The 21,280-nt window shown below is 36.5% G+C and carries 19 protein-coding genes, 1 tRNA gene and 1 pseudogene; 13 read left to right on the top strand and 8 right to left on the bottom strand.

What is annotated here, in order from left to right:
• Positions 1-78: 78 nt before the first annotated feature.
• The 6 genes and pseudogenes from BZK16_RS14835 to BZK16_RS02605 all read left to right on the top strand — a co-directional run.
• A pseudogene (locus BZK16_RS14835) lies at positions 79-201 on the top strand (p-hydroxyphenylacetate 3-hydroxylase oxygenase component); the annotation flags it as partial.
• 84 nt (positions 202-285) lie between these two features.
• Positions 286-741: a hypothetical protein gene (locus BZK16_RS02625; RefSeq protein WP_077927325.1), complete on the top strand. Its 456-nt coding sequence runs from the start codon at positions 286-288 to the stop codon at positions 739-741.
• 143 nt (positions 742-884) lie between these two features.
• On the top strand, positions 885-1,862 hold the full coding sequence (locus BZK16_RS02620; protein ID WP_077927324.1) for a ribonucleotide-diphosphate reductase subunit beta: 978 nt from the start codon (positions 885-887) through the stop codon (positions 1,860-1,862).
• Positions 1,863-1,927: 65 nt separating this feature from the next.
• Positions 1,928-3,622: a ribonucleoside-diphosphate reductase subunit alpha gene (locus tag BZK16_RS02615; protein WP_077927403.1), complete on the top strand. Its 1,695-nt coding sequence runs from the start codon at positions 1,928-1,930 to the stop codon at positions 3,620-3,622.
• An 83-nt stretch (positions 3,623-3,705) separates the two neighbouring features.
• The gene (gene hemG, locus BZK16_RS02610; RefSeq protein ID WP_158076792.1) at positions 3,706-4,263 is read left to right on the top strand and encodes a menaquinone-dependent protoporphyrinogen IX dehydrogenase; all 558 of its coding nucleotides are present in this window, start codon (positions 3,706-3,708) and stop codon (positions 4,261-4,263) included.
• Positions 4,264-4,335: 72 nt separating this feature from the next.
• On the top strand, positions 4,336-5,583 hold the full coding sequence (locus BZK16_RS02605; RefSeq protein WP_233145160.1) for an alpha/beta hydrolase family protein: 1,248 nt from the start codon (positions 4,336-4,338) through the stop codon (positions 5,581-5,583).
• Here the strand turns inward: BZK16_RS02605 and pnuC are convergent, their stop codons facing one another.
• The 3 genes from pnuC to BZK16_RS02590 form a co-directional block, all read right to left on the bottom strand.
• Positions 5,584-6,192, bottom strand: coding sequence for a nicotinamide riboside transporter PnuC (gene pnuC, locus BZK16_RS02600; protein ID WP_233145159.1), 609 nt, complete (start codon positions 6,190-6,192; stop codon positions 5,584-5,586). It abuts the gene before it with no gap.
• Positions 6,177-6,923, bottom strand: coding sequence for a hypothetical protein (locus BZK16_RS02595; protein WP_233145158.1), 747 nt, complete (start codon positions 6,921-6,923; stop codon positions 6,177-6,179). Before BZK16_RS02595 ends, pnuC begins: the two co-directional genes overlap by 16 nt.
• A 118-nt stretch (positions 6,924-7,041) precedes the next feature.
• Positions 7,042-7,803: a PhnD/SsuA/transferrin family substrate-binding protein gene (locus BZK16_RS02590; RefSeq protein WP_077927321.1), complete on the bottom strand. Its 762-nt coding sequence runs from the start codon at positions 7,801-7,803 to the stop codon at positions 7,042-7,044.
• A 152-nt stretch (positions 7,804-7,955) separates the two neighbouring features.
• On the opposite strand from BZK16_RS02590, the gene BZK16_RS02585 reads away from it, so the two are divergent.
• The 3 genes from BZK16_RS02585 to BZK16_RS02575 all read left to right on the top strand — a co-directional run bounded on the left by BZK16_RS02585 (position 7,956) and on the right by BZK16_RS02575 (position 9,571).
• On the top strand, positions 7,956-8,726 hold the full coding sequence (locus BZK16_RS02585) for an inositol monophosphatase family protein (protein ID WP_077927320.1): 771 nt from the start codon (positions 7,956-7,958) through the stop codon (positions 8,724-8,726).
• Positions 8,727-8,741: 15 nt separating this feature from the next.
• Positions 8,742-9,431 carry a L,D-transpeptidase family protein gene (locus BZK16_RS02580; RefSeq protein ID WP_077927319.1) on the top strand — a complete coding sequence of 230 codons (690 nt, stop codon included), beginning with the start codon at positions 8,742-8,744 and terminating at the stop codon, positions 9,429-9,431.
• A 49-nt stretch (positions 9,432-9,480) separates the two neighbouring features.
• Positions 9,481-9,571 (top strand) — tRNA-Ser (locus BZK16_RS02575).
• Between the two features lie 689 nt (positions 9,572-10,260).
• Here the strand turns inward: BZK16_RS02575 and BZK16_RS14945 are convergent.
• Positions 10,261-11,694 (bottom strand): autotransporter outer membrane beta-barrel domain-containing protein, encoded by a 1,434-nt coding sequence (locus tag BZK16_RS14945; protein ID WP_456300678.1) that lies wholly within the window; start codon positions 11,692-11,694, stop codon positions 10,261-10,263.
• A 2,362-nt stretch (positions 11,695-14,056) separates the two neighbouring features.
• On the opposite strand from BZK16_RS14945, the gene BZK16_RS02565 reads away from it, so the two are divergent.
• Both BZK16_RS02565 and BZK16_RS02560 read left to right on the top strand, forming a co-directional pair.
• Positions 14,057-15,265, top strand: coding sequence for a multidrug effflux MFS transporter (locus BZK16_RS02565; RefSeq protein ID WP_077927317.1), 1,209 nt, complete (start codon positions 14,057-14,059; stop codon positions 15,263-15,265).
• Positions 15,262-15,837: a TetR/AcrR family transcriptional regulator gene (locus BZK16_RS02560; protein ID WP_077927316.1), complete on the top strand. Its 576-nt coding sequence runs from the start codon at positions 15,262-15,264 to the stop codon at positions 15,835-15,837. The genes BZK16_RS02565 and BZK16_RS02560 overlap by 4 nt, the downstream gene beginning before the upstream one ends.
• On the opposite strand, the gene BZK16_RS02555 is transcribed toward BZK16_RS02560, so the two are convergent.
• Both BZK16_RS02555 and dkgB read right to left on the bottom strand, forming a co-directional pair.
• Positions 15,821-16,408, bottom strand: a complete 588-nt coding sequence (locus BZK16_RS02555; RefSeq protein WP_077927315.1) for an NAD(P)H-dependent oxidoreductase — start codon at positions 16,406-16,408, stop codon at positions 15,821-15,823. The genes BZK16_RS02560 and BZK16_RS02555 overlap by 17 nt on opposite strands.
• A 17-nt stretch (positions 16,409-16,425) precedes the next feature.
• Positions 16,426-17,229, bottom strand: coding sequence for a 2,5-didehydrogluconate reductase DkgB (dkgB, locus tag BZK16_RS02550; protein WP_077927314.1), 804 nt, complete (start codon positions 17,227-17,229; stop codon positions 16,426-16,428).
• Positions 17,230-17,350: 121 nt separating this feature from the next.
• On the opposite strand from dkgB, the gene BZK16_RS02545 reads away from it, so the two are divergent.
• Positions 17,351-18,235 carry a LysR family transcriptional regulator gene (locus BZK16_RS02545; RefSeq protein ID WP_077927313.1) on the top strand — a complete coding sequence of 295 codons (885 nt, stop codon included), beginning with the start codon at positions 17,351-17,353 and terminating at the stop codon, positions 18,233-18,235.
• On the opposite strand, the gene BZK16_RS02540 is transcribed toward BZK16_RS02545, so the two are convergent.
• Together BZK16_RS02540 and BZK16_RS02535 are read right to left on the bottom strand one after the other, a co-directional pair.
• Complete coding sequence (locus tag BZK16_RS02540; protein WP_077927312.1) at positions 18,224-18,793, bottom strand: C40 family peptidase; 570 nt, start codon at positions 18,791-18,793, stop codon at positions 18,224-18,226. The two genes, BZK16_RS02545 and BZK16_RS02540, sit on opposite strands and share 12 nt — an antisense overlap.
• Before the next feature lie 3 nt (positions 18,794-18,796).
• Positions 18,797-19,207 (bottom strand): DUF4878 domain-containing protein, encoded by a 411-nt coding sequence (locus tag BZK16_RS02535; RefSeq protein WP_077927311.1) that lies wholly within the window; start codon positions 19,205-19,207, stop codon positions 18,797-18,799.
• Positions 19,208-19,346: 139 nt separating this feature from the next.
• On the opposite strand from BZK16_RS02535, the gene thrS reads away from it, so the two are divergent.
• Positions 19,347-21,263: a threonine--tRNA ligase gene (gene thrS, locus BZK16_RS02530; protein ID WP_077927310.1), complete on the top strand. Its 1,917-nt coding sequence runs from the start codon at positions 19,347-19,349 to the stop codon at positions 21,261-21,263.
• Positions 21,264-21,280: the final 17 nt, after the last annotated feature.

The raw sequence follows: 21,280 nt of genomic DNA, 5'->3' as shown, positions 1-21,280 counted from the left end.
CAATATTAATTCTACATTGAGTGAGAAAGCCATGAATTCAACAAAATTAACCTTTTTAGGGCAGTGCGCTGTATTNTTTTACAAAGATTACTTCGTGATATTACGATCATCACAGCACATGCTTATACAGATTACGATATTTGTGCACAGATTCTCGGACGAGAATTGATAGGCTTAGAACCTGATCCTGCCATTTATTAGCTGCATCTTCACACAATCTACATATTAATCACATCTTGGCTTTCTATAATCTTCAATATTAATTCTACATTGAGTGAGAAAGCCATGAATTCAACAAAATTAACCTTTTTAGGGCAGTGCGCTGTATTTACTTTAAGCCCGTTGGTTGTGCCATCATCATTGTGTTTCATTATGTTGTTATTAGCGATTTTTGATCCAAAAATGTTGGATGTATTTTCAATCCCGATGATCTTCTCAATGGTTTTGGGCATGTTGCCAGCAGTTGTTGTTGGATTCATATCTACAACGATTCGTCATTTTCTGAAACTTAAAAGTCATAAATTTAATATCATGATTTGGTATGTGCTTTCTATTGTGATGAGTTCATACATTTCAGCAAAGTTTATGACTAAAATGAGTATGGATTTAGTCACACTTGCTTATGTCACTGGTGCAATTTCTGCAATCATTGCATGCAGTTCAATTTTATTGTTGGAGCATTTCAGGAGCATGATTATTTTTTCACGTTTTTATCATAAAAGTACAGTGCATGTGCATTAAGTAAAAATATAATTCATTGAATTTATTTATATTTTTATAAATTTTCCGTTGAATAGATTCAACTCAAATAAAAGATAATAATTATCATTCTCATTAAAATGGGCTATTATAAGTGAACGATCCACTTTAAATTTTGAGCCATTATGTCTATTTTTGATAAACGAGTGACTTATAAGCCTTTTGAATATCCTGGCATTTACCAATTTACAGATGCAATTAACAATGCATTTTGGGTGCACAGTGAAGTTGATTTCACCGCAGATACTCAGGATTTTCACGCACATTTAAGCAAAGCTGAACAATCAGCCATAAAAAATAGCTTGCTTGCCATTGCACAGATCGAAGTCGCTGTGAAATCATTCTGGGGTAATTTGTATCACCATTTTCCTAAGCCTGAATTCAATGGATTGGGCAGTACATTTGCCGAGTGTGAATTCCGCCATTCTGAAGCCTATTCAAGATTGCTGGATGTGCTCGATTATAACGATGAATTCCAAAGCTTGATGACTGTGCCTGTGATCAAAGCGCGCGTTGAATATCTCACAGAAGCTTTAGAATTTGCCAATAACAGCACAGATCGTAAGAAATATGTAATTTCCCTAATTCTGTTCTCATTGTTGATTGAGAATGTTTCATTATTCAGCCAGTTTGCGATTATTTTGTCATTCACACGTTTTAAAGGGTGGATGAAGAATGTCAGTAATATCATCGCTTGGACTTCTGTGGATGAGCAAATCCATGCCAATGCTGGGATTTATATCATCAATATTATCCGTAAAGAATTTTCTGATTTTTTTGATGAAGAAATGACGGAACATGTGCGAGACGTTGTGAAGCATTCATTACAGATTGAAGGGGAAATCTTGGATTGGATCTTCTCGGAAGGCGAAATCGAAACAGTGAATAAGCATGATTTGCTGAACTTCATGAAATTCCGCGTGGATGAAAGCTTAGTGAAAATCGGCTTGGATAAGATTTATCACATTAGCCATGCAGATTATCAGCCGATGGCTTGGTTTGAAGAGGAAGTCTTTGCTAATAGCTTGGATGATTTCTTTGCTAAGCGCCCAACGGATTACACAAAGCACGATAAAAGCATTACAGCGGATGATCTTTTCTAAGATCACACAATCTCTCCAACTAATATAGATGATCTCGCTGCAGGGCGAGATCTTATAAAATTATGATGACAAATTACTTATTACCGTTTGATACGGAAACTCAAAACATTCAACACGAAAAATTATGGTGGCTCAATTCAGAAAGCGAGCAAATCTTAAATCGTGGTTATTTGCTGAAAGGCGAAACTGTGAAAGGGGCGATTTATCGCATTACTAAAGCAGCTGCTGATCATTTGAAACGACCCGAATTGCAATCGCAATTTGAAGAGATCATCGAGCGCGGTTGGATGAGTTTAAGCTCGCCAATCTGGGCAAATATGGGCACAGAGCGTGGTTTACCAATTTCATGCTTCAATGTGAGCTTACCTGATAAGATCGAAGGCATTACCCATAAATTGGGCGAAGTAATCATGCAAACCAAGATTGGTGGCGGAACTTCTGGCTACTTTGGGCATTTGCGTGAACGTGGTAGTGCAGTCACTGATAATGGTAAAAGTAGTGGCGCGGTGAGCTTTATGAAGCTCTTTGATACTGCGATGGAAACCATTTCTCAAGGCGGTGTTCGCCGTGGTGCATTCGCTGCGTATTTGGACATTGATCATCCCGACTGTGAAGAATTTTTACAGATTCGTAACATTGGTAATCCGATTCAAAATCTCTATTTCGGTGTGTGTATTCCTGATTATTGGATGCAAGAGATGATTGATGGTGATCGTGAAAAGCGCACATTGTGGGCGAAAGTTTTGGAAAGCCGCCAAGAGAAAGGGATGCCATATCTATTTTTCTCAGATAACGTGAATCGTCATAAGCCACAAGTTTATAAAGATCACAATATGCGCATCTATGGCAGTAATTTATGTACAGAGATTATGTTGCCATCGAGCCAAGATGAATCCTTCATCTGTTGTTTATCCTCCATGAATTTAGAGTTGTACGATGAGTGGAAAGATACAAAAGCTGTGCAATTGGCGATCCATTTCTTGGATGCAGTATTACAAGAGTTCATCGAGAAAACAGAAGGCGATTATTATTTAGGTGCAGCGAATCGCTTTGCAAAGCGCCATCGTGCTTTGGGATTGGGCGTTTTAGGTTGGCATTCTTATTTACAGCGTAATCGTATTCCATTTGAAGGCATGCAAGCGAAGTTTTTAACTGGCTCTATTTTCAAAAATATTTTTGAAAAAGCAGAAGAAGCCACAAAAGAGTTAGCAATGTTGTATGGCGAGCCTGAACTGTTGAAAGGTTATGGCAGAAGAAATACCACAACAATGGCGATTGCACCAACAACTTCTTCCTCCGCTATTTTGGGGCAAAGTTCACCAGGGATTGAGCCATTCAGCAGCAACTATTACAAAGCGGGTTTATCGAAAGGTAACTTTATGCGTAAGAATCGTTACTTGAAGGATTTGCTCGCTGAAAAAGGTTTGGATAATGAAGAAACATGGCGCACGATCATGCTGGCAGGTGGTTCTGTTCAACATTTAACAGAACTTACGGAAGAAGAGCGTGCAGTATTCAAAACTTTTAAAGAAATCAGTCAGCTAGAAATTATTCAGCAAGCGGCGATTCGCCAAGAGTTTATTGATCAAGGGCAGAGTATGAACATCAATATTCCTTCTGCATTGCCAATTAAAGAAGTGAATCAGCTATTGATTGAAGCTTGGCGTTCTGGCGTGAAAACTGTTTATTACCAACGTAGCCAAAGTGTTGCAAAAGAAATGGTGGCAAACTTAGTGGCTTGCACAAGTTGTGAAGCATAATTTAAGCCGAACGTGATACATATCATCACTGAATGATCGAAAAAGCGTTATTGTATTGATTCCAAATGAATAGGGAAGTTTACATGGCAACGATGAAAGTATTAATCGCATATTCTAGTCGATTTGGTCATTCTCTGAAGATCGCAGAAGAGATGGGCAATGTATTCAAAAATAATCATGTTGCTGTGGATTTTTGTAATTTAGAAACAGTGACAACATTGCCTAATCCTATCCAAGAATATGACGCTGTGGTCATTACAGCATCGATTCGTTATGGTAAATTTCATAAAAAGCTCAATGAATTTATCGCACAATATAAAACTGAACTGAAAGATACATTGGATGTATTCATTCCCATTAATCTTGTGGCACGTAAACCGCATAAACGTTTATTAGAAAATAATAATTATGTGCAAAAATTTTTGGAAGAAGCAGGCTGGCAACCTTCCAGAATCAATATCATGCCAGGCGCTTTGGAATATCCTAAGTATAATTTTTTAGATCGATCCATGATCAAATTCATCATGTGGATGACGAAAGGTGAAATGGATACATCCAAAACCATTGATTACACAGATTGGGATGAAGTTCGCGCATTTGCAGGAGAGATTCAGCAATCTCTATTGAGTAAATCTATTTAAGTAATGAATCAATTGTGTGCTATTTTCTTAGCATGATGATATTTCATGTGACTTATTTGTGGGTTCAGCATTATGAAAATTAATAAATTATTGGCAAGTCTATTGTTAGGAGTAGGATTGATGACAAATACTGTGATGATCTCCTATGCAAATACAAGCTTTGCTGTGCCGAAAGATAGCTTTGTCAATGTTGTGGATTACACGTTGGATACTTTGGATGAAGCAAAATCTATCGAAATCATGACGTATAAAATGCCAAATGTTTGGGGGAAAGATGCAGATGCTACTGCATTAGTTTTATTCCCTAAAAGTGAGAAGCCTAAAGATGGCTGGCGCGTTGTGGTTTGGACGCATGGTACTGTTGGCGTCAGTGATAGTTGTGCGCCGAGTTTAAGTTTATTGAATCAAGGCTTCAAAGTTGCTGCTAAAAGTTTATTAGATGCGGGTTACGTTGTGATTGCACCTGATTATGAAGGTTTAGGTGTGGCAGGCATTCATCCTTATTTGAATTTAGAAAGCGAAGCAAAAGCAGTGATTTATGGTGTGAAAACATTACAGAATCAATATGCTGGAGATTTTAATGGTGCTTGGATGGTGGCAGGGCAATCTCAGGGTGGACAAGCTGCATTAGGCACAGCGGAATATGCCAATGAAGACTCAACATTTAAAGGCGCTGTTGCGGGTGCACCCGCATCGAGCTTAGATAAAATCATTCAAGAAGTTGCACCTGTTGCATTGAGCAGATTAGAAGATCAAGAAAAGCGTGCCAATACGAATTTAGAAGATCGTAATTCCATTCATTCCTATGCAACATTATTATCGTATGGTGCATTCATTGGCATGGGGATTCGTGCAGAGCATCCTGACTTTGATTACTTGGATCTATTTCAAGAGCCATCACAAATCATTGCACAGAATGTTGCAGGCACGACAGGTGAAAATGGCCTATGTTTAGGGCCATTACGAGAGCTATTTAAGGATGATTTGATTCGCTATTTAACTGAAAATCCTAATGCAAAATTAATGTCATATCCTGGATTGGATTTAGATTCTTTTGAATCCAATGATGTATTGCAGAAGTTCTTTGTGGATAATCAGCCAGGTACAAAGCGCTTGGATAAACCTGTGTTAGTGATTCAAGGTGAAATGGATACGAATGTACCTGCGATCGTGACAGAAGCGATGGTTCAGAATATTCAATCTTTAGGATCGCCTGATGTTCGCTTAATTTTAGTGCCAGAAGCAGGTCATCGCGATGCGATTGTTTGGAAAAATAGTGATCTCGTTGAGTTTATTCAAAAGCACATGCCTGCGAAATAACTATGATTGGGCTTGATTGGCGAGTTTAATCCAATGGCGCAAGCCAAAAATGGATACGATGAAATAGATCATAAACAGAGCGCTAGATGCATAATCACCTTGATTGAGCAAAAGCGCTGCTGTGATCAAATTAGCAGGAATCAATAAACACCATTGTTCTGCCCAAAATTTTGCAGCCATCCAAATAGCAACAACGCTGAGTGCAGTTGCTATGGTATCGCCCATTGTGATTTCTTCTTCATTGATTGTGAAGCCTTTGAGTAGAAGATAGATGGTAATGCAGGCGGTGAAAATGAAGAATGAAATTTGGCCAATTTGGCGTTGTGGCATTCTGAGAATAGTTACAGTTTTGTGTTCATTCCATTTGAGCCAACCATGAATGGAAGCGATAAAAAAGTAGCAATAAACAATGCTCATGGCATAAAGTTGGCTTTGATAAAAGATATAGATATAAAGCGCTGCCATGATGATACTGGCAATCCACATAGCTTTTTTAGCAGTAAACTCTAAATATAAATAAACTAAGCCAATGACTAAGCCAAAAAGATCAAGATAATTGGTTTGTGCGTAATGAAGTAATTGATCCAACATAGTTAATTTGTCGCGCAACCACCAATTTTTCCAAAAGTAATCAAACAGAGACTGCCTGTTAAAAATTGCCAGATGCCTTGAGCTGTTCCTGTGATGATTAAAAGAGTGCCGGGCACAATATTGCGAATTGTATCAAATGGATGGAAGATTGCACCAACAAATATGCCAATGATGGAATAAATTAAGCCGACAAATATCTCAATTAAATCAATCACAATGCCTAAAAGTGCATCGAGGATTTGTGTTTTCTTGCCAGAAGCAAGCAAAGAAATTTGATAGAGCAAATAGTTCAATTCTTTTTGTGGGTAATTCACAAGAGAAGTCCAAGCATAAACTAAGTGAGAAACTGCATCCCAACGAAAGAGATTGAGCTTGCCTAAACCGTGATGATCATAAGTCACAAAATGAAAGCCATTGGCCCAAGTGCCCAGCATATAAGCTCTTTCTAAATTTCTGCTGCCAAATAATCTGAACATTGGGCGTTGCTTTTTCCACGGGCGAGCGCTAGAGCGATCTAAGTAATCATGTAAGTGCGTATTGATCCAAACAGTATTAAGATGATGTCCGCCACCTTTTTCTTGTTGAATGAGGTGCTGAGATTCGCAGGTTGTATTGCGGTTGCCAGTTAAAAACTCAACAGGATGGCGAAGTGTGCAATAGCCTTTACCGATATTTTTATTGATTGCGTAAGCATTGCTGGGGATGAGGAGCAGGATGATAAAACGAATCACCCGAAAGAGGGATTTCATAACTACCTTAGAATAACTTGAAATGCTACAAAGGTTAAGGATTATAACAAATTTATAACCAATAGTTATGATCAAAAAAAAGCCTTGCGATTGCAAGGCTTTTCGGGGAAGTATAAAGTTATACTTGTAATGCGTAGATCAAGTCGATCATAAACGCAATTTCTTCTTTATCTTCTAAGATTTTCCAATCAGCAACACCAATATCATCCAAAATAGATTGTCCATTAGGGATATTTTTCATATTTTTCAATGTATTTTTGATAGGCTCTGCATATTCAGCCATTTTTGGTGATAAAACAAAGCAGTGCGCAACGCTTTCAATATCATGAGGCTCTGTAGATACTAATGCAGTTAAATCATTAGAAATTGTTTTACTCAAGCCTTTATAAATATTCGATGGAACCATCGCAATATCAGCATTGCCAGATAATAATGCCTTGATTGCTAAGATGTGGTTGCTCACATCCACAAATGTGAAATCATCTTTAGTTAAGTTTGCAGGTTCTAAAAGAATTGCGCCTAACATACGAAGATCAGCATTATCCGCAGCAGATGCTTTAACACCATTTGGAATATCAGAAACTTGTTTGATGTCAGAATTTGCTTTAGTTACGATTGTAACTTCAGCAACATCACTCATTGGTTGAGCCAATGCAATAAATTTTTGTTCACGAACTAACCAACCCGCATCGTATGGATTAGCATATAAGAAATCGATTTTTCCATCTAGAAGTGCTTGTTTTTGCTTCTCAAATGAAGAAAAGTCAGTCGTCGTAAGTGGTGCATCAATTTGCTTTTGTAACCATGTTGCAAAGATATACCAACCTGGTAGACGCTGTGGTGCAATGTCTGGTGCTATTGAAAAAGAGATTGTTGACATATAATACTCCATGTTATTTTTTATCGTTTTTGCACTGCTCTGAAGATTTAGTATTAATTCTATCAGAAAGTAGAAAAATTGATCGTTAATTTTGTGCTTTTAAAGGCAATGTAATGTCGTCAGTTACAATTTACATCTAATATGAGGGAAATATGGAACAATTTTTAAAGGTTGCACTTATGGCCGCTGAAGAGTCGAAGAAGCTGATTCGCAAGGCATATGAAGCACAAGGCTTTAACATTACAATCAAAGGTGATTATACACCAGTTACAGAAGTGGATGTTAATGTAGAAACATTAATTAGATCAATAATTGTTGAGAATTTTCCTGAACATGGCATGTGGGGCGAAGAAGGTGGCGTAATTAACCCAGAATCTGATTACCAATGGTTGGTGGATCCGATTGATGGTACTAAAGCTTTTATTCGTCGTCGTCCATTTTTCTCAACGCAAATTGCATTAATGTATAAAGGTGAAATGATTTTAGGCGTATCATGCGCACCTTGTTTTGGTGAAGGTGAAATTGCTTATGCAACGAAAGGCAATGGTACATTCATCGATGGCAAAAAAGTTTCTGTCAGCGACATTAGCGAATTGCGTGATGCAGTATTTTCATCGGGTAACATCAAATCATTAACAAAGAATGATGCAGGCTGGTTGAAATATGGTGAATTATTAAGAGCCATTAATAGCACACGTGGTTTTGGTGACTTCTTACATTATCATTATACAGCAGCAGGTAAAGTGGATATCGTGGTGGAATCGGATGTGACGATTTTAGATGTTGCAGCTTTATCTATTATTGTGGAAGAAGCAGGCGGTAAAGTAACAGATCTTCATGGCAATAAATTAACATTAGAAAGCACAAGCATTGTGGCAACTAATGGTTTATTACACGATCAAGTTTTAAGCTATTTATCTTAGTGATCTAAGGGTTATATGAAAAATATTTTCATTGCTATATGCTGTTTATTTGTTGTGGCTGCTTGTTCATCAACATCACAACGCGCATCTTACATGACAGATGCACCTTTAGAGCAACGTTTAAGTAAAGTGCGAGCAAAGCAGGGTGATCCCATGTTTATTCGCATCTTTAAAGAAGAGAGAATGTTAGAGGTTTGGTATGGCAAGAAAAACGGGAAGTTTAAACGTTTTACTGATTACCCTATTTGCTACTATTCTGGTCCTTTAGGGCCGAAGAAATACCAAGGTGATAAAGTTTCACCAGAAGGTTTCTATAAAGTTACACGCAGAGCATTGAATCCTTACAGCCAATATTATCGTTCATTTGATTTAGGTTTCCCAAATCAATATGATCGCTTTAAAGGTTATACTGGTAATTACTTAATGGTGCATGGTGATTGTGTTTCTGTAGGCTGTTATGCAATGACTGATAAACAAATGGATGAAATCTATAAGCTTGTGGAATCTTCTCTGAAAGGTGGGCAAGATGCAGTTTCTGTTCATGTGTTTCCATTTAGAATGACAGATGCTCGTTTAAGCCGTGAAAAGAGCTCACCTCACTATCAATTTTGGATGGAATTGAAAGAGGGTTATGATTACTTTGAAAAGTATAAACGTGTTCCAAATGTTGGCATTAGCAGTGGAAAATATACTATAGGTCGATAGGTTGCTATTTTATTTAGAATCAGGTATATTTCTGCCCTGCAAAAGAATTGGAGAAGTGGCCGAGTGGCTGAAGGCGTTCGCCTGGAAAGCGGATATACGTTAATAGCGTATCGAGGGTTCGAATCCCTCCTTCTCCGCCAAATTATGTGATAAAAGCTAGCTTAACGGCTAGCTTTTTTGTTTATACCAGCATAAAAATATTGGAATTACAATTTATTGCGCTGTCATATTAGGAGCTGTTGAATATTCGTAAATTTCTTCGCTTATTGTTTCTTTTCTTGGAATATTATTATAATCAAACCTTGAGATTTTTCAGTATCATAGTTTTTATTAGTCTTTACAGTACTAGTTCCATTTATGTCTATTAACGATAATAAAGTCTGTCTACTTATTAATATAATGAGTAGCATCATCACTAATTATAAAAACCAAGCGGATTGCTTGAACATCAATAATTAAATGAATTCCAAAGTCAGTATTTTTTTTGATGAGCTCTAATTTGAGAATTATCTATTTAGTATCCAGTTTTGAAACTAATAGTTTGAATAACTTCTCATATGGTAACTCGTTTTTATTCAATACAGTATTTCAGTAATGATATTTTTTAAATTTGGTTTGTCATGGATATTTAAACCTAAGAGAATAGATTTAAGCATTCAGTTAATGCTCGTCATTAAGTAATGTTTGTAGTATAAGCTAGAGAGAGGTTAATAATTTTTTAGTGATAACATATTACCGCTCTCTATTTAAACTATTTCAAATGTTTAATAGCCCATAACAAACAATAAACCACATAGTATTATTTTTTTAAGTAGCTTATTATGATTAGTTAGAAAGTATACCGGTAACCTATATTGATCTGTTTTTGATCAAACTTATTACCTTTATTAAATTCTAGATTTCCATAAATATTGTGGTTTTTATTAAAGTTAACATTTGCACCTACTTCCATCTGATACCAATTACCTTTAAAGCTATATTTCTCTTGGCTATTATTTAACCAATAGGCGCCATCATCAGAAAATTCTCTTAAATATGCAAATTTTGTAAATATATTGCCTGAAGTATTTTCATTTTTTGCAAACTTATAACCTAACTCGACACCTATACGGCCTAACAAAGAGCCTCTCTTGTCTGCCTTGATAACTAATCCATTAGTTGCTTTATATCTTGCCGCACTAAAAGTGCTATAAACTAACTGCACCTGAGGAGTGACATATCCTCCGAGCTCTTTAGATGAATCAAAGTAAAATCTTTGTCCTATTTCAGCAGATATAGAAAACGCATGCGAATTATCATTTCCATAGACTTTTAAACCAGCACTATCCGAAACAGAAAAAGAATTTTTCATATAAGAATATTTAACCAATCCATCAATATATAAATGATTCTCATTCTGATAAACACCATATAAAGAGATGCTATAACTTTTTATTTTGCCATCAGATGACCCTCTTCCAACTATCAGAGATTTTTTACTAGCATCATCAATATAGCCGATTTTTCCGTAATAATCATGTCTAGGACTTCCATCTAAATATGAAACAGCGCCACCAATATACATTTGAGCATTATCTAGAGGAAAGAAGTAATCACTTCCTATTTGAATAGTATGGTAGCTCATTTTGAAGCCTTTTAATAGATTACCCTGAAAAGAGCTTAAATTCCCTGTATAGGCTCTTGCCCATATACCAATACTATCAACATTACTATTATTTAATTGGCCCATTCTTTTTAATAAATTTTGTGTTTCTATAAAATTAACTAAATATGTTGTGATAATAGTACTTGCTGCTGCATTTCCTGTAGAAGTAACCGTTTTAGGTGGATTACTAGGTTCAGGCTCTTCTTTTGGGGAACCTGATAATATCCACTCTTCTGGGTTATCACTATTTCGGCTAAATTTATAAGAATACCCACCTAATTCTACTAATCTATTTGCATAAAAGGCATTGTCCTTCACTGCATTATTAGTGTTAATGATTGCTAAAATCTCTTCACCTGTTGTTTTTTGAGCACCATCATTTTGAACTTCTACTCTATGTGTGCCCATGACATCATTATTGACTACCATAAAATCTGTAGTAGTTGTTTCTATATTTGTCTTAAAGTTGAAAACACCAGCACCAGCTAAGTTATCAACAATCAATGTTTGACCTGTATAACTAGGTAAAGAGGATGCTAATTGATTGTTTTCACCATACAAATAGATATTTCCATTCCCTTTTGCATTTAAATTTGTGACTAAGGAGTCTTGTGTCATATACCAATTAGAATTGGTACTGGATAAATTAAGGTTCACAATACCAGTACTGTCTTTAGAGGCTTTGCCTACTAATGAGCTAGATTCACTTAAAGATAGATNTCTATGTGTGCCCATGACATCATTATTGACTACCATAAAATCTGTAGTAGTTGTTTCTATATTTGTCTTAAAGTTGAAAACACCAGCACCAGCTAAGTTATCAACAATCAATGTTTGACCTGTATAACTAGGTAAAGAGGATGCTAATTGATTGTTTTCACCATACAAATAGATATTTCCATTCCCTTTTGCATTTAAATTTGTGACTAAGGAGTCTTGTGTCATATACCAATTAGAATTGGTACTGGATAAATTAAGGTTCACAATACCAGTACTGTCTTTAGAGGCTTTGCCTACTAATGAGCTAGATTCACTTAAAGATAGATCAACAATTCCATTATCTGTAGAGTTCAGATTACCAGTCATTAAACTTAAACCACTCATTCTGAGCTTTGTTATACCTGTAGTAGTTGCTTCCAAATCACCTGCAAATAAGCTTCCATCTTTTGCGATCAAGTTAATCTCACCACCGGCGGAGGTTCCTATATTCCCCTTAATATCAAAAATTCCTCCTGTAGGAGAACTATTTCCATTGCTGTCTACTCTAGATTTACTTGCAACAAAAGACCCTTCTCCATCTGCCTTGATTGCATACCCTGTATTTGGAACATTAATTTTCACAGAACCTAAAAGATATATTTTCCCCCCTCTATCTTTAAGATTCTCTGCATAGAGTCCATAGGCATTACTGTTGTGAGTTGTGATATTTGTATTCCCTAAAGCGATATCTCCACCTCTCATAGCATATACAGCATGAGCTAAAGATCCAGTTGTAGAAATATTACTATCATTCCCAACAGTAATGACTGCATTGCCTGTATTATTTGTATATGTCCATTGATCAATTCCCAAGGTACAGTAAAAAATATTACGTTGACAAAATCTATCTCTTATACCCGCAAATAAACCATATCCAAGCACATCTTCTCTATGAGAAGCATCCCCTTGTGTAATAATAGTTAACCGATCACCCAAGGTAATTTGGCTTGTAACACTTGTATTGAGTGCTAAATTAATTCTGATCCCCGAACCTTGTTTTGAACTAATATAGGCATCATTTCCGACGATTATTTGTTTAGCACTATTTTCCTCACCAAAGTTAATCCCATCGGCGCTACTACCTGTTACAACAATACGGAGGTTTTTTATGGTAAGAAGGCCGTTAGGATTAGAATGTCTATTCATTATTCCATCTGCTTGAGCGCCAGAAGTAGTTATATCGACATTCTCTAAAGTAACATTAGGAAAATTACTGGCCACGTAAAGTCCGTATGCTCCTCCACCATTAGCACCAGAATGATTGACTGTGTTTTTGATAATAATATTTTCAGCAATAGTGTTATTTTTACTAATTGGGCCTGTATTCCAAATTTCTTCATTAATACATTCAACTGTTTTTCCATCCATTGAAAATGTACAAGTAGCCTGTACTAATTCTGTTGATCCTAAAATTATTATAATTAAAATTATTTTTTTTATTATGTTCATAGTATCCCTTCAAATAAATCTGAATTAAAGGTTAATTCTTTAAATATTTATCTGTGAAAAATTATTTTGAGTGTAATATATTTTCTCTCATACTATACTCCTAATCTTTTATAAGGTTTTTTAAAAATTATATGAAAAAATTTCAGCATATTAGAATATATTCGATAAGAGAATGGGGGATAGTATAATACCTAGATAAGGGCTGCTATAAGTAAAGCCACTATTGATGTCCTTCCACGGTATACTTTTTCATCTTTACCATCAGGTTTTGGAAAAGAATCATCCAAGTTACCCCATACGTGAATTAATGTGTCTGAATCAGAAATGGATAATTATGCTTTTGGCTATTGGCATAATAAGCCTGTCCGTGTTTCATAAGCACCTTTGGCTGATGAAACATATGGGGTAAAAACAACTATTGCTAGATTTATCTCGTTGGGCTCAGGTTAATGTGTATCAAAGATACTGAGCATGTTAAAGTTGCATTGAAAATTTTTAATGAGTTACAACTCAATACAGATATTCAGAATTAATCATCAATATATAAAAGCCAAAAGCCCTTAGTGAAAGCTAAGGGCTTTTTGTTTGTGCGGAAAAAAGATCGATATAAAAACTTATGATAGATAATCAATAGCTATATCATATAGCTAGATTCACCTTTAAATTCATTCATTGATTCGTTGTCAGCATTGCTATATATTGCGCCTTCGAAATTTACCTAACGGTAGGTGGGTTATTCAAAGCAATCTTGAACAACGAAAGAATGGATTTTATGAACACAAGTCAAACGGCACAGAAACGTGTCATCATCAGCGCCTCTTTAATCATATTGATGGCATTATTAACAGCATTGGATTCTATGGCGATCGACATGTATTTGCCAGGAATGTTAGATATCGGCAAAGATTTCAATGAATCACCAGGCAGAGTACAGCAAACATTAGCAATCTTTTTAGCAGGTTTGGCAATCGGACAGGGCTTATATGGCCCAGTTTTGGATCGTTATGGCCGTAAAATTCCTTTGTTAATTGGAATTATGATCTTCATTGTAGGCTCAATCATGTGTGCGTTAGCGCCAACATTAGAATGGTTATTGGCTGCACGTTTTATTCAAGCCATTGGTGCAGCAGCTGGCTTAGTCACACCAAGAGCAATTATTTCAGATACATGTGACTTAAATGAATCTGCCAAAGTATTCTCCTTATTAATGAATGCAATGATGTTAGGGCCAATTGTTGCACCAATTTTGGGTGGTTTGGTTTTAGATGTGAGTAACTGGCGCACAATTTTCTGGGTGATTGCATTCATTGGTTTTATTAGTCTGATTTGGGGCTGGAAGCAAATTCCTGATTCATTGCCTGTTGAAAAACGTGTGCCAATGAATGTGAAGAGCATTGCGATCACTTATGGTTCACAAATGACGAATCAAAAATTCATGTGTTATGCATTGTCATCTGGTTTTGCTATGAGTGCTTTATTCTTATATGTGAGTGGTTCATCGTTTGTCTATCGTGAGCATTTTCATTTAAATTCATCACATTTCAGTTATTTATTTGCACTGAATTCAGCAGGCTTAGTATTTTGTGGTTGGTTGTCCAATCGATTCTTAATGAAAGGTGCTTCTGCACATAAATTATTAGTGATCGGGATGTTGATTCACACGCTATCCGCATTAGTGTTATATTTCTTAACTAAATTTTTCCAAGTGCCGTTGATTGGTTATACTGCCTTAATCGCGTTATCCATAGCATCATTAGGATTAGTTTTGGGTAATGTCACAGCATTAACAATGTATCATGGTGGTGAGCAAGCGGGTGCAGTTTCAGCTGTGATGGGAGTTTTACAATATTTACTGCCTGCAATTACAGGCTATATTGTGAGCTTATTCATACAGAGCGCAAGCATTTTGCCATTGAGTATTGGTATCTGTGGTTTAGTTGGATTTATATTCTTATTATTTTGTCGAAGTGAGGAAGAATGACAGCATTAAAGTTACAAAATGCGGCATTAATGAGGTTTGCAGTTCAAGGCTTCAATGCCACAACTATGAATGAAATTGCCAGTGATGTTGGCATTAAGAAAGCCTCTATTTATGCACATTTTAGTAGCAAAGATGATCTGTTCCTCAGCCTTTTACCCATTTTGATGGAAGAAGAATATCAATATATTCAAACGATGATCAGTGGTGGTGATCAGATAGAATCTCAATTATTAGCATATTTAACGAATATTAATATTCGTTTTGAAGAGTCTTATCATATGCGATTTTGGTTGAGGATTTTATTTGCACCGCCTGTACATTTACATGATGAAGTTGTCGCTTTGATGCGACAACTCATGGATGATATTGAATTATGGATTGAAGCTGCAATCGCAGCTTCTCCATTAGCAAATTCTTCTAGGAATTTGGATGTGAAAACGCTCACATCATCTTATGTAGCAATGATCGATAGTTTACATACAGAGTTGTTATTTGCAGGTCCTGAAAAGTATCAAACACGCTTAACTGCAGTTTGGCGCCTATTTGAAACAGCAATTAAATCAATTGAATGATGGCGTCTAAATGTTGTTGATATTCGTGAATATAGCTTGGAACATCAGGATTTTTAATCACATCATGCACAATAAACGTTGGTAAACTTTCCATGCCTAAAAACTGATTAGCTTTATGAAAATGCATGTAGACATTATCAACGCCAGTGCCATGGAAAAATTGTTGAGGATCGCTGAAAGCTTCTGCAGGTGCATTCCATGTGAGTGATAGCATGTATTTTTTACCTTGAATCAATCCGCCAGAACCATATTTTTTACTAGGATCTGAACGTGTTCTACCATCATTGGCATATAGCGTGCCTTGTCCTTCAGTGAATACATCATCAATATACTTTTTCACTGTCCATGGCTCGCCCATCCACCAGCCAGGCATTTGGTAAATGATGACATCTGCCCAAAGATATTTTTGAACTTCTTCTTTGGGATCATATGATTGATCTGTAATTGTGATCTGTACGTTAAAACCTTGAGCTTCTAAATGTTCTTTAGCAATTTCAGTGAGTGCATTATTCAATTTGCCATTGGAATGAGCAAAAGTTTTGGCACCATTAATGATTAAAATATTTTTCATTGTTTATCCTTTTCTAGTTAATCCCATTCTGGTGCTAAGCCTTCTGGGCTAACTAAACGATCATTGGATTCTAGAGTGGCAATTTTGAGCATGTCATCTTGATCTAATTTTAATGTTGTAGATTGTAGGTTGCTTGCTAGATTTTCTCGCTTTGTAGATGATGGAATAACGCTATAACCCAATTGCATTGCCCAAGCTAAGATAACTTGTGCAGCCGTTGCGTTGTGTTTATGTGCAATCGCTTGGATCATTTCATTCTTGAGTGCTTTTCCATAAGCTAATGTCATATATGAAGTAATGTGCAAATTATGTGCTTTGGCCCAATTCACTACTTTATGGTTTTGTAAAAATGGTGATAACTCAATTTGGTTGGTTGCGATATTTTCAATACCAATAGCATCAATAGCTTCTTGCATTAATTCAACAGTAAAGTTGGAAATACCAATTTCACGCGTTAATCCTAATTTCTTTGCTTCCATTAAAGCCAACATAGTTTCTTTAACGCTGATCTCATGATTAGGTGATGGCCAGTGGATCAAAGTTAAATCAACGTAATCAGCACGAAGCTTAGCCAAACTTTCTTTTAAACTAGGAATCACTTTATCTTTGCTTAGGTTTTCCACCCAAATTTTTGTTGTGAGATATAAATCTTCACGCTTAATGCCAGATTTTGCGATTGCATCACCGATTGCCGCTTCATTACCATAAATTTGTGCAGTATCAATTGCGCGATAACCTAATTCAAGTGCGTTAGTCACAGATGCTTTAACAACTTCATCTTCTAAACGAAATGTACCTAAACCAATTTTTGGAACTGTCATGAAAAACTCCTTAAGTTTTCTCTTTCAATAAATGTTGCGTGTATTGTAGGGATGATCTTTGTTGTGATAAAGTCATGAAAATGCAATTTATTATTGAATAAAAATCAATAAAGGTATTGAAATGAAGGCAACCATTGATGAGTTACAGACGTTCATAACAATTGTTGAAGCCGGTTCCATTGTGGATGCTTCTGTGCAACTAGCACAAACAACATCTGCTGTGAGCCGATCTTTAAAAAGGTTAGAAGAAAAGTTAAGTGTGACGTTATTAGAACGCACAACGAGAATGTTGCAATTAACAGAAGCAGGTGAGTTATTTCTGCAATATGCCCGAGAAATTACAGATAAGTTAATGGAAGCTGAGGATGCAGTTTTAGAATCTGATATTAATTTATCTGGAATGATTAGGATTGATGCAGCAACGCCAGTTGTTTTACATGTGTTAATGCCATTAATTGTGGAGTTTACGGAACAGTATCCTGATATCACTATAGAATTAAGTAATCATGAACATATTATTGATCTACTGAAAGAAAAAGTAGATTTGGCGATCAGAGTTGGTAATTTAGAGGATTCGAGTTTACACGCGAAGCTTTTAATGCAAAGTCAGTTGCACATTGTTGCGAGTGCTGATTATATTGCAAAATATGGTATGCCAAAAGATGTCGAAGCGCTAAAACAACATAAATGTATCGGTTTTAGTCAGTTGATTAAATTGAATGATTGGCCAATCTATGATGGTGATGAGCTTTATACAATTACACCACAAATGAGTAGCACTAACGGTGAAGTTATTCGTAGCCTTGTGCTTCAAGGTGCCGGCATTGCATGTTTATCAGAATTCTTGATTACCAAAGATTTACAAGAAGGGAAGTTGATAAAAATTTTGGATAAGCAAACGGAGCTTCAGAAACAAAATATTTATGCGGTTTATTATAAAAAGGCATATTTGCCTAAAAGGCTGCGTTTATTAATAGATTTTCTATATGAGAAATTAAAAGTTTAAAATTTCCATGCCTTCAATGTTCATAAAAGTATCAGGGAATAAATAAGAACCTTTAAATGGACCAAAATCTATGGTGTGCCATTCTAATTCAATGTTGGGGCGCAGCTGTAAAAGTGGCTGTTCAATTAAAGTTGTGCAGTAAAGATTTTCTTCTTCACGGCTTTTTAATAGATAAGGAATACCAAGTTTAGAATGAATATTTTTTGCTAGGCTGAGCTTTTCATCCAATGTTAAAAAGTTTGGGCGAATGATTAAAAAGTTACGTGCAAACTTGGGTGAAGTAAAAACCTCAAAAGATGTTGCAATTACTTGATTAGTATTTTCAGGATCATCATCAGTGGTTGAGTGTACAACAATAATTTCAGGGTCAGTTTGTGTGATGATGCCAATGTGAGAATATTGCACTTTGCCGAGCTTCTGAATGGCTAAGCTATCCATATTAGAACCAGCGCGCAGTACAATATCACCAATGGCTAAAGTAGTATCATTAGCATAAGAAAATACACATAAAAAAAGTGTTGTGAGAAATATCACAACACTTTGCTGTAATCTCTTCATAAATTAAAGAGAGATTTTCCAGCCTTTGTCTGTTTTGATTGTGTTCATGTCGCCAGCATCTTCAGTGTCACCTTTTTTGAATTTCACTGTGAAGTTTACTGTTGCACGAGTTTTTTCAGTATTTGTGTATTTAACATCTTTGATATTAATGGATGCTAAGCCACCATTTTTTTCAGCTTCTTTTTTCGCTTCTTGTGCAGCCATGTTCATTTTGCCAGCGATCATTTGTTGTACAGCTGGATCTTCAGCATCTTTACCTAAATCTAAAGATTTAATCAAAGCATCGCCATCACCTTTATAGGTGCTTTCAATAAAATGTTTAGTAATGCCTTCTGGGCTATCAGTTGAACCAGAGCACGCAACAATAAATAACGCCATAACTGCTAAAGCTGGATATAAAAGAATTTTTTTCATACGGTGCTCTTTGATTTAAAAAATTTAAGGGTGGCTATAATATCACAGCTGTAAGCTTTTCATACAGCAAATATATCGTTCTTCTGTTAAATGGTATATAATTGGGAGTTTATTAATCATTCAGACCGTGGAGTATTAAATGGTTGTTATTACCCTGCCAGATGGTAGTCAGAGAGAGTATCAAAATCCTGTATCAGGTTTTGATATTGTAGATAGTATTGGTCCAGGCCTAGCAAAAGCTGCTGTGGCAATGGTTGTTGATGGCACGCAAAAAGATCTCTCTACGGTATTGACGACGAACGCTACGGTAAGAATCCTCACGTTAAAAGATGAAGAAGGCTTAGATGTTGTGCGCCATACATTGGCGGCGCAAGTTTTGGCTCGTGCGGTTAAAAACTTATATCCAGAAGCTTTATTGGCAATTGGCCCAACAATCGATACAGGTTTCTACTATGATATCGATTTTAAAGCACCAATTACACCTGAAGATTTGCCTGCAATTGAAGCTGAAATGCAAAAAATCATCAAAGAAGGTTTGGATGTAACACGCGAAATGCACCCAAGAGCAGAAGCAATTGCTTACTTTGAAAAACGTGGTGAAATTTATAAAGCAGACATCATTGCACGTGCACCAGAAGATCAAACAGAGATCTCTTTGTATCGTCAAGGCAATGAAGGGCAAGATGTTTTCACTGACTTATGTGTTGGCCCACACTTGGCAACTATTAAGAAAGCGAACATTGCGTTCAAATTAATGAATATTGCTGGTGCTTATTGGCGTGGTGATTCTAAGAATAAAATGTTAACTCGTATTTATGCTGCTGCATTTGCAACAGATAAAGAGTTAAAAGCACATTTAACATTCTTAGAAGAGGTGGGTAAGCGCGATCACCGTCGTATTGGCAAAGCACAAGATTTGTTCCATCTTCAAGAAGAAGCACCAGGTATGGTGTTTTGGCATCCAAATGGTTGGCAGTTATGGCAGACAATCGAACAATATATGAGAAAGCGTCAGCAAGACGAAGGCTACTCAGAAATTAAAACTCCGATGGTTGTGGATCGTTCATTGTGGGAAAAATCAGGTCACTGGGAAAACTACCGTGACAATATGTTTACAACATCTTCAGAAAACCGTGACTATGCAGTTAAGCCAATGAACTGCCCATGTCACATTCAGGTATTTAACAGTGGTTTGCATTCATATCGTGACTTACCATTACGTTTAGCTGAATTTGGTTCTTGCCATCGTAACGAGCCATCAGGTGCATTACATGGTATAATGCGTGTTCGTGGATTCGTTCAGGATGATGCGCACATTTTCTGTCGCATTGATCAAGTTGTGAGCGAAGTTTCAGATTTCCACAAATTCGCAATGAGCGTATATGATCGCTTTGGTTTTGAAAATATCTCAATTAAATTAAGCTTGCGCCCAGAAGAGCGTGCTGGCTCTGATGAAGTTTGGGATAAAGCAGAAGAAGGGTTGCGTGTTGCCCTCCGTGCTGCGGGCGTTGAATGGGAAGAATTACCTGGTGAAGGTGCTTTCTATGGCCCGAAAGTCGAATACCACATTAAAGATGCTTTAGGTCGTTCTTGGCAGGTTGGTACAATCCAATTGGATTTCGTATTGCCAGAAAGATTAGAAGCAGAATTTGTGGATGAAGATAACACGCGTAAACGTCCTGTTATGTTGCACAGAGCTATTCTTGGGTCATTTGAACGTTTCATCGGGATCTTGATTGAGCATCATGCAGGGTCTTTCCCATTCTGGTTAGCGCCTGTTCAAGTATTTGTTGCAGGGATCACTAGCCAGCAAGACGATTATGCGAAAGATATTGAAGCTAAACTTAAAAAAGCAAATATCAGAACCAAAATTGACTTGAGAAATGAAAAGATTGGATATAAAATCCGTGAGGCTACGATTGCGCGAATTCCATACATTTTAGTAGTCGGTAAGCGTGAAGCTGAAGAAGGCTTAGTCTCTTTGAGAACGCGTGAAGGCGAAGATTTGGGAACAATGTCATTAGACGCAGCAATCGAACTAATGAATAACGATTAATACTTAATGGAGATAAA

It is taken from the genome of Wohlfahrtiimonas populi (assembly GCF_002006795.1).
Taxonomy (GTDB): domain Bacteria; phylum Pseudomonadota; class Gammaproteobacteria; order Cardiobacteriales; family Wohlfahrtiimonadaceae; genus Wohlfahrtiimonas; species Wohlfahrtiimonas populi.
The sequence above is the reverse complement of the archived record's forward strand: the minus strand, read 5'-3'. Positions and strand labels throughout refer to the sequence as shown.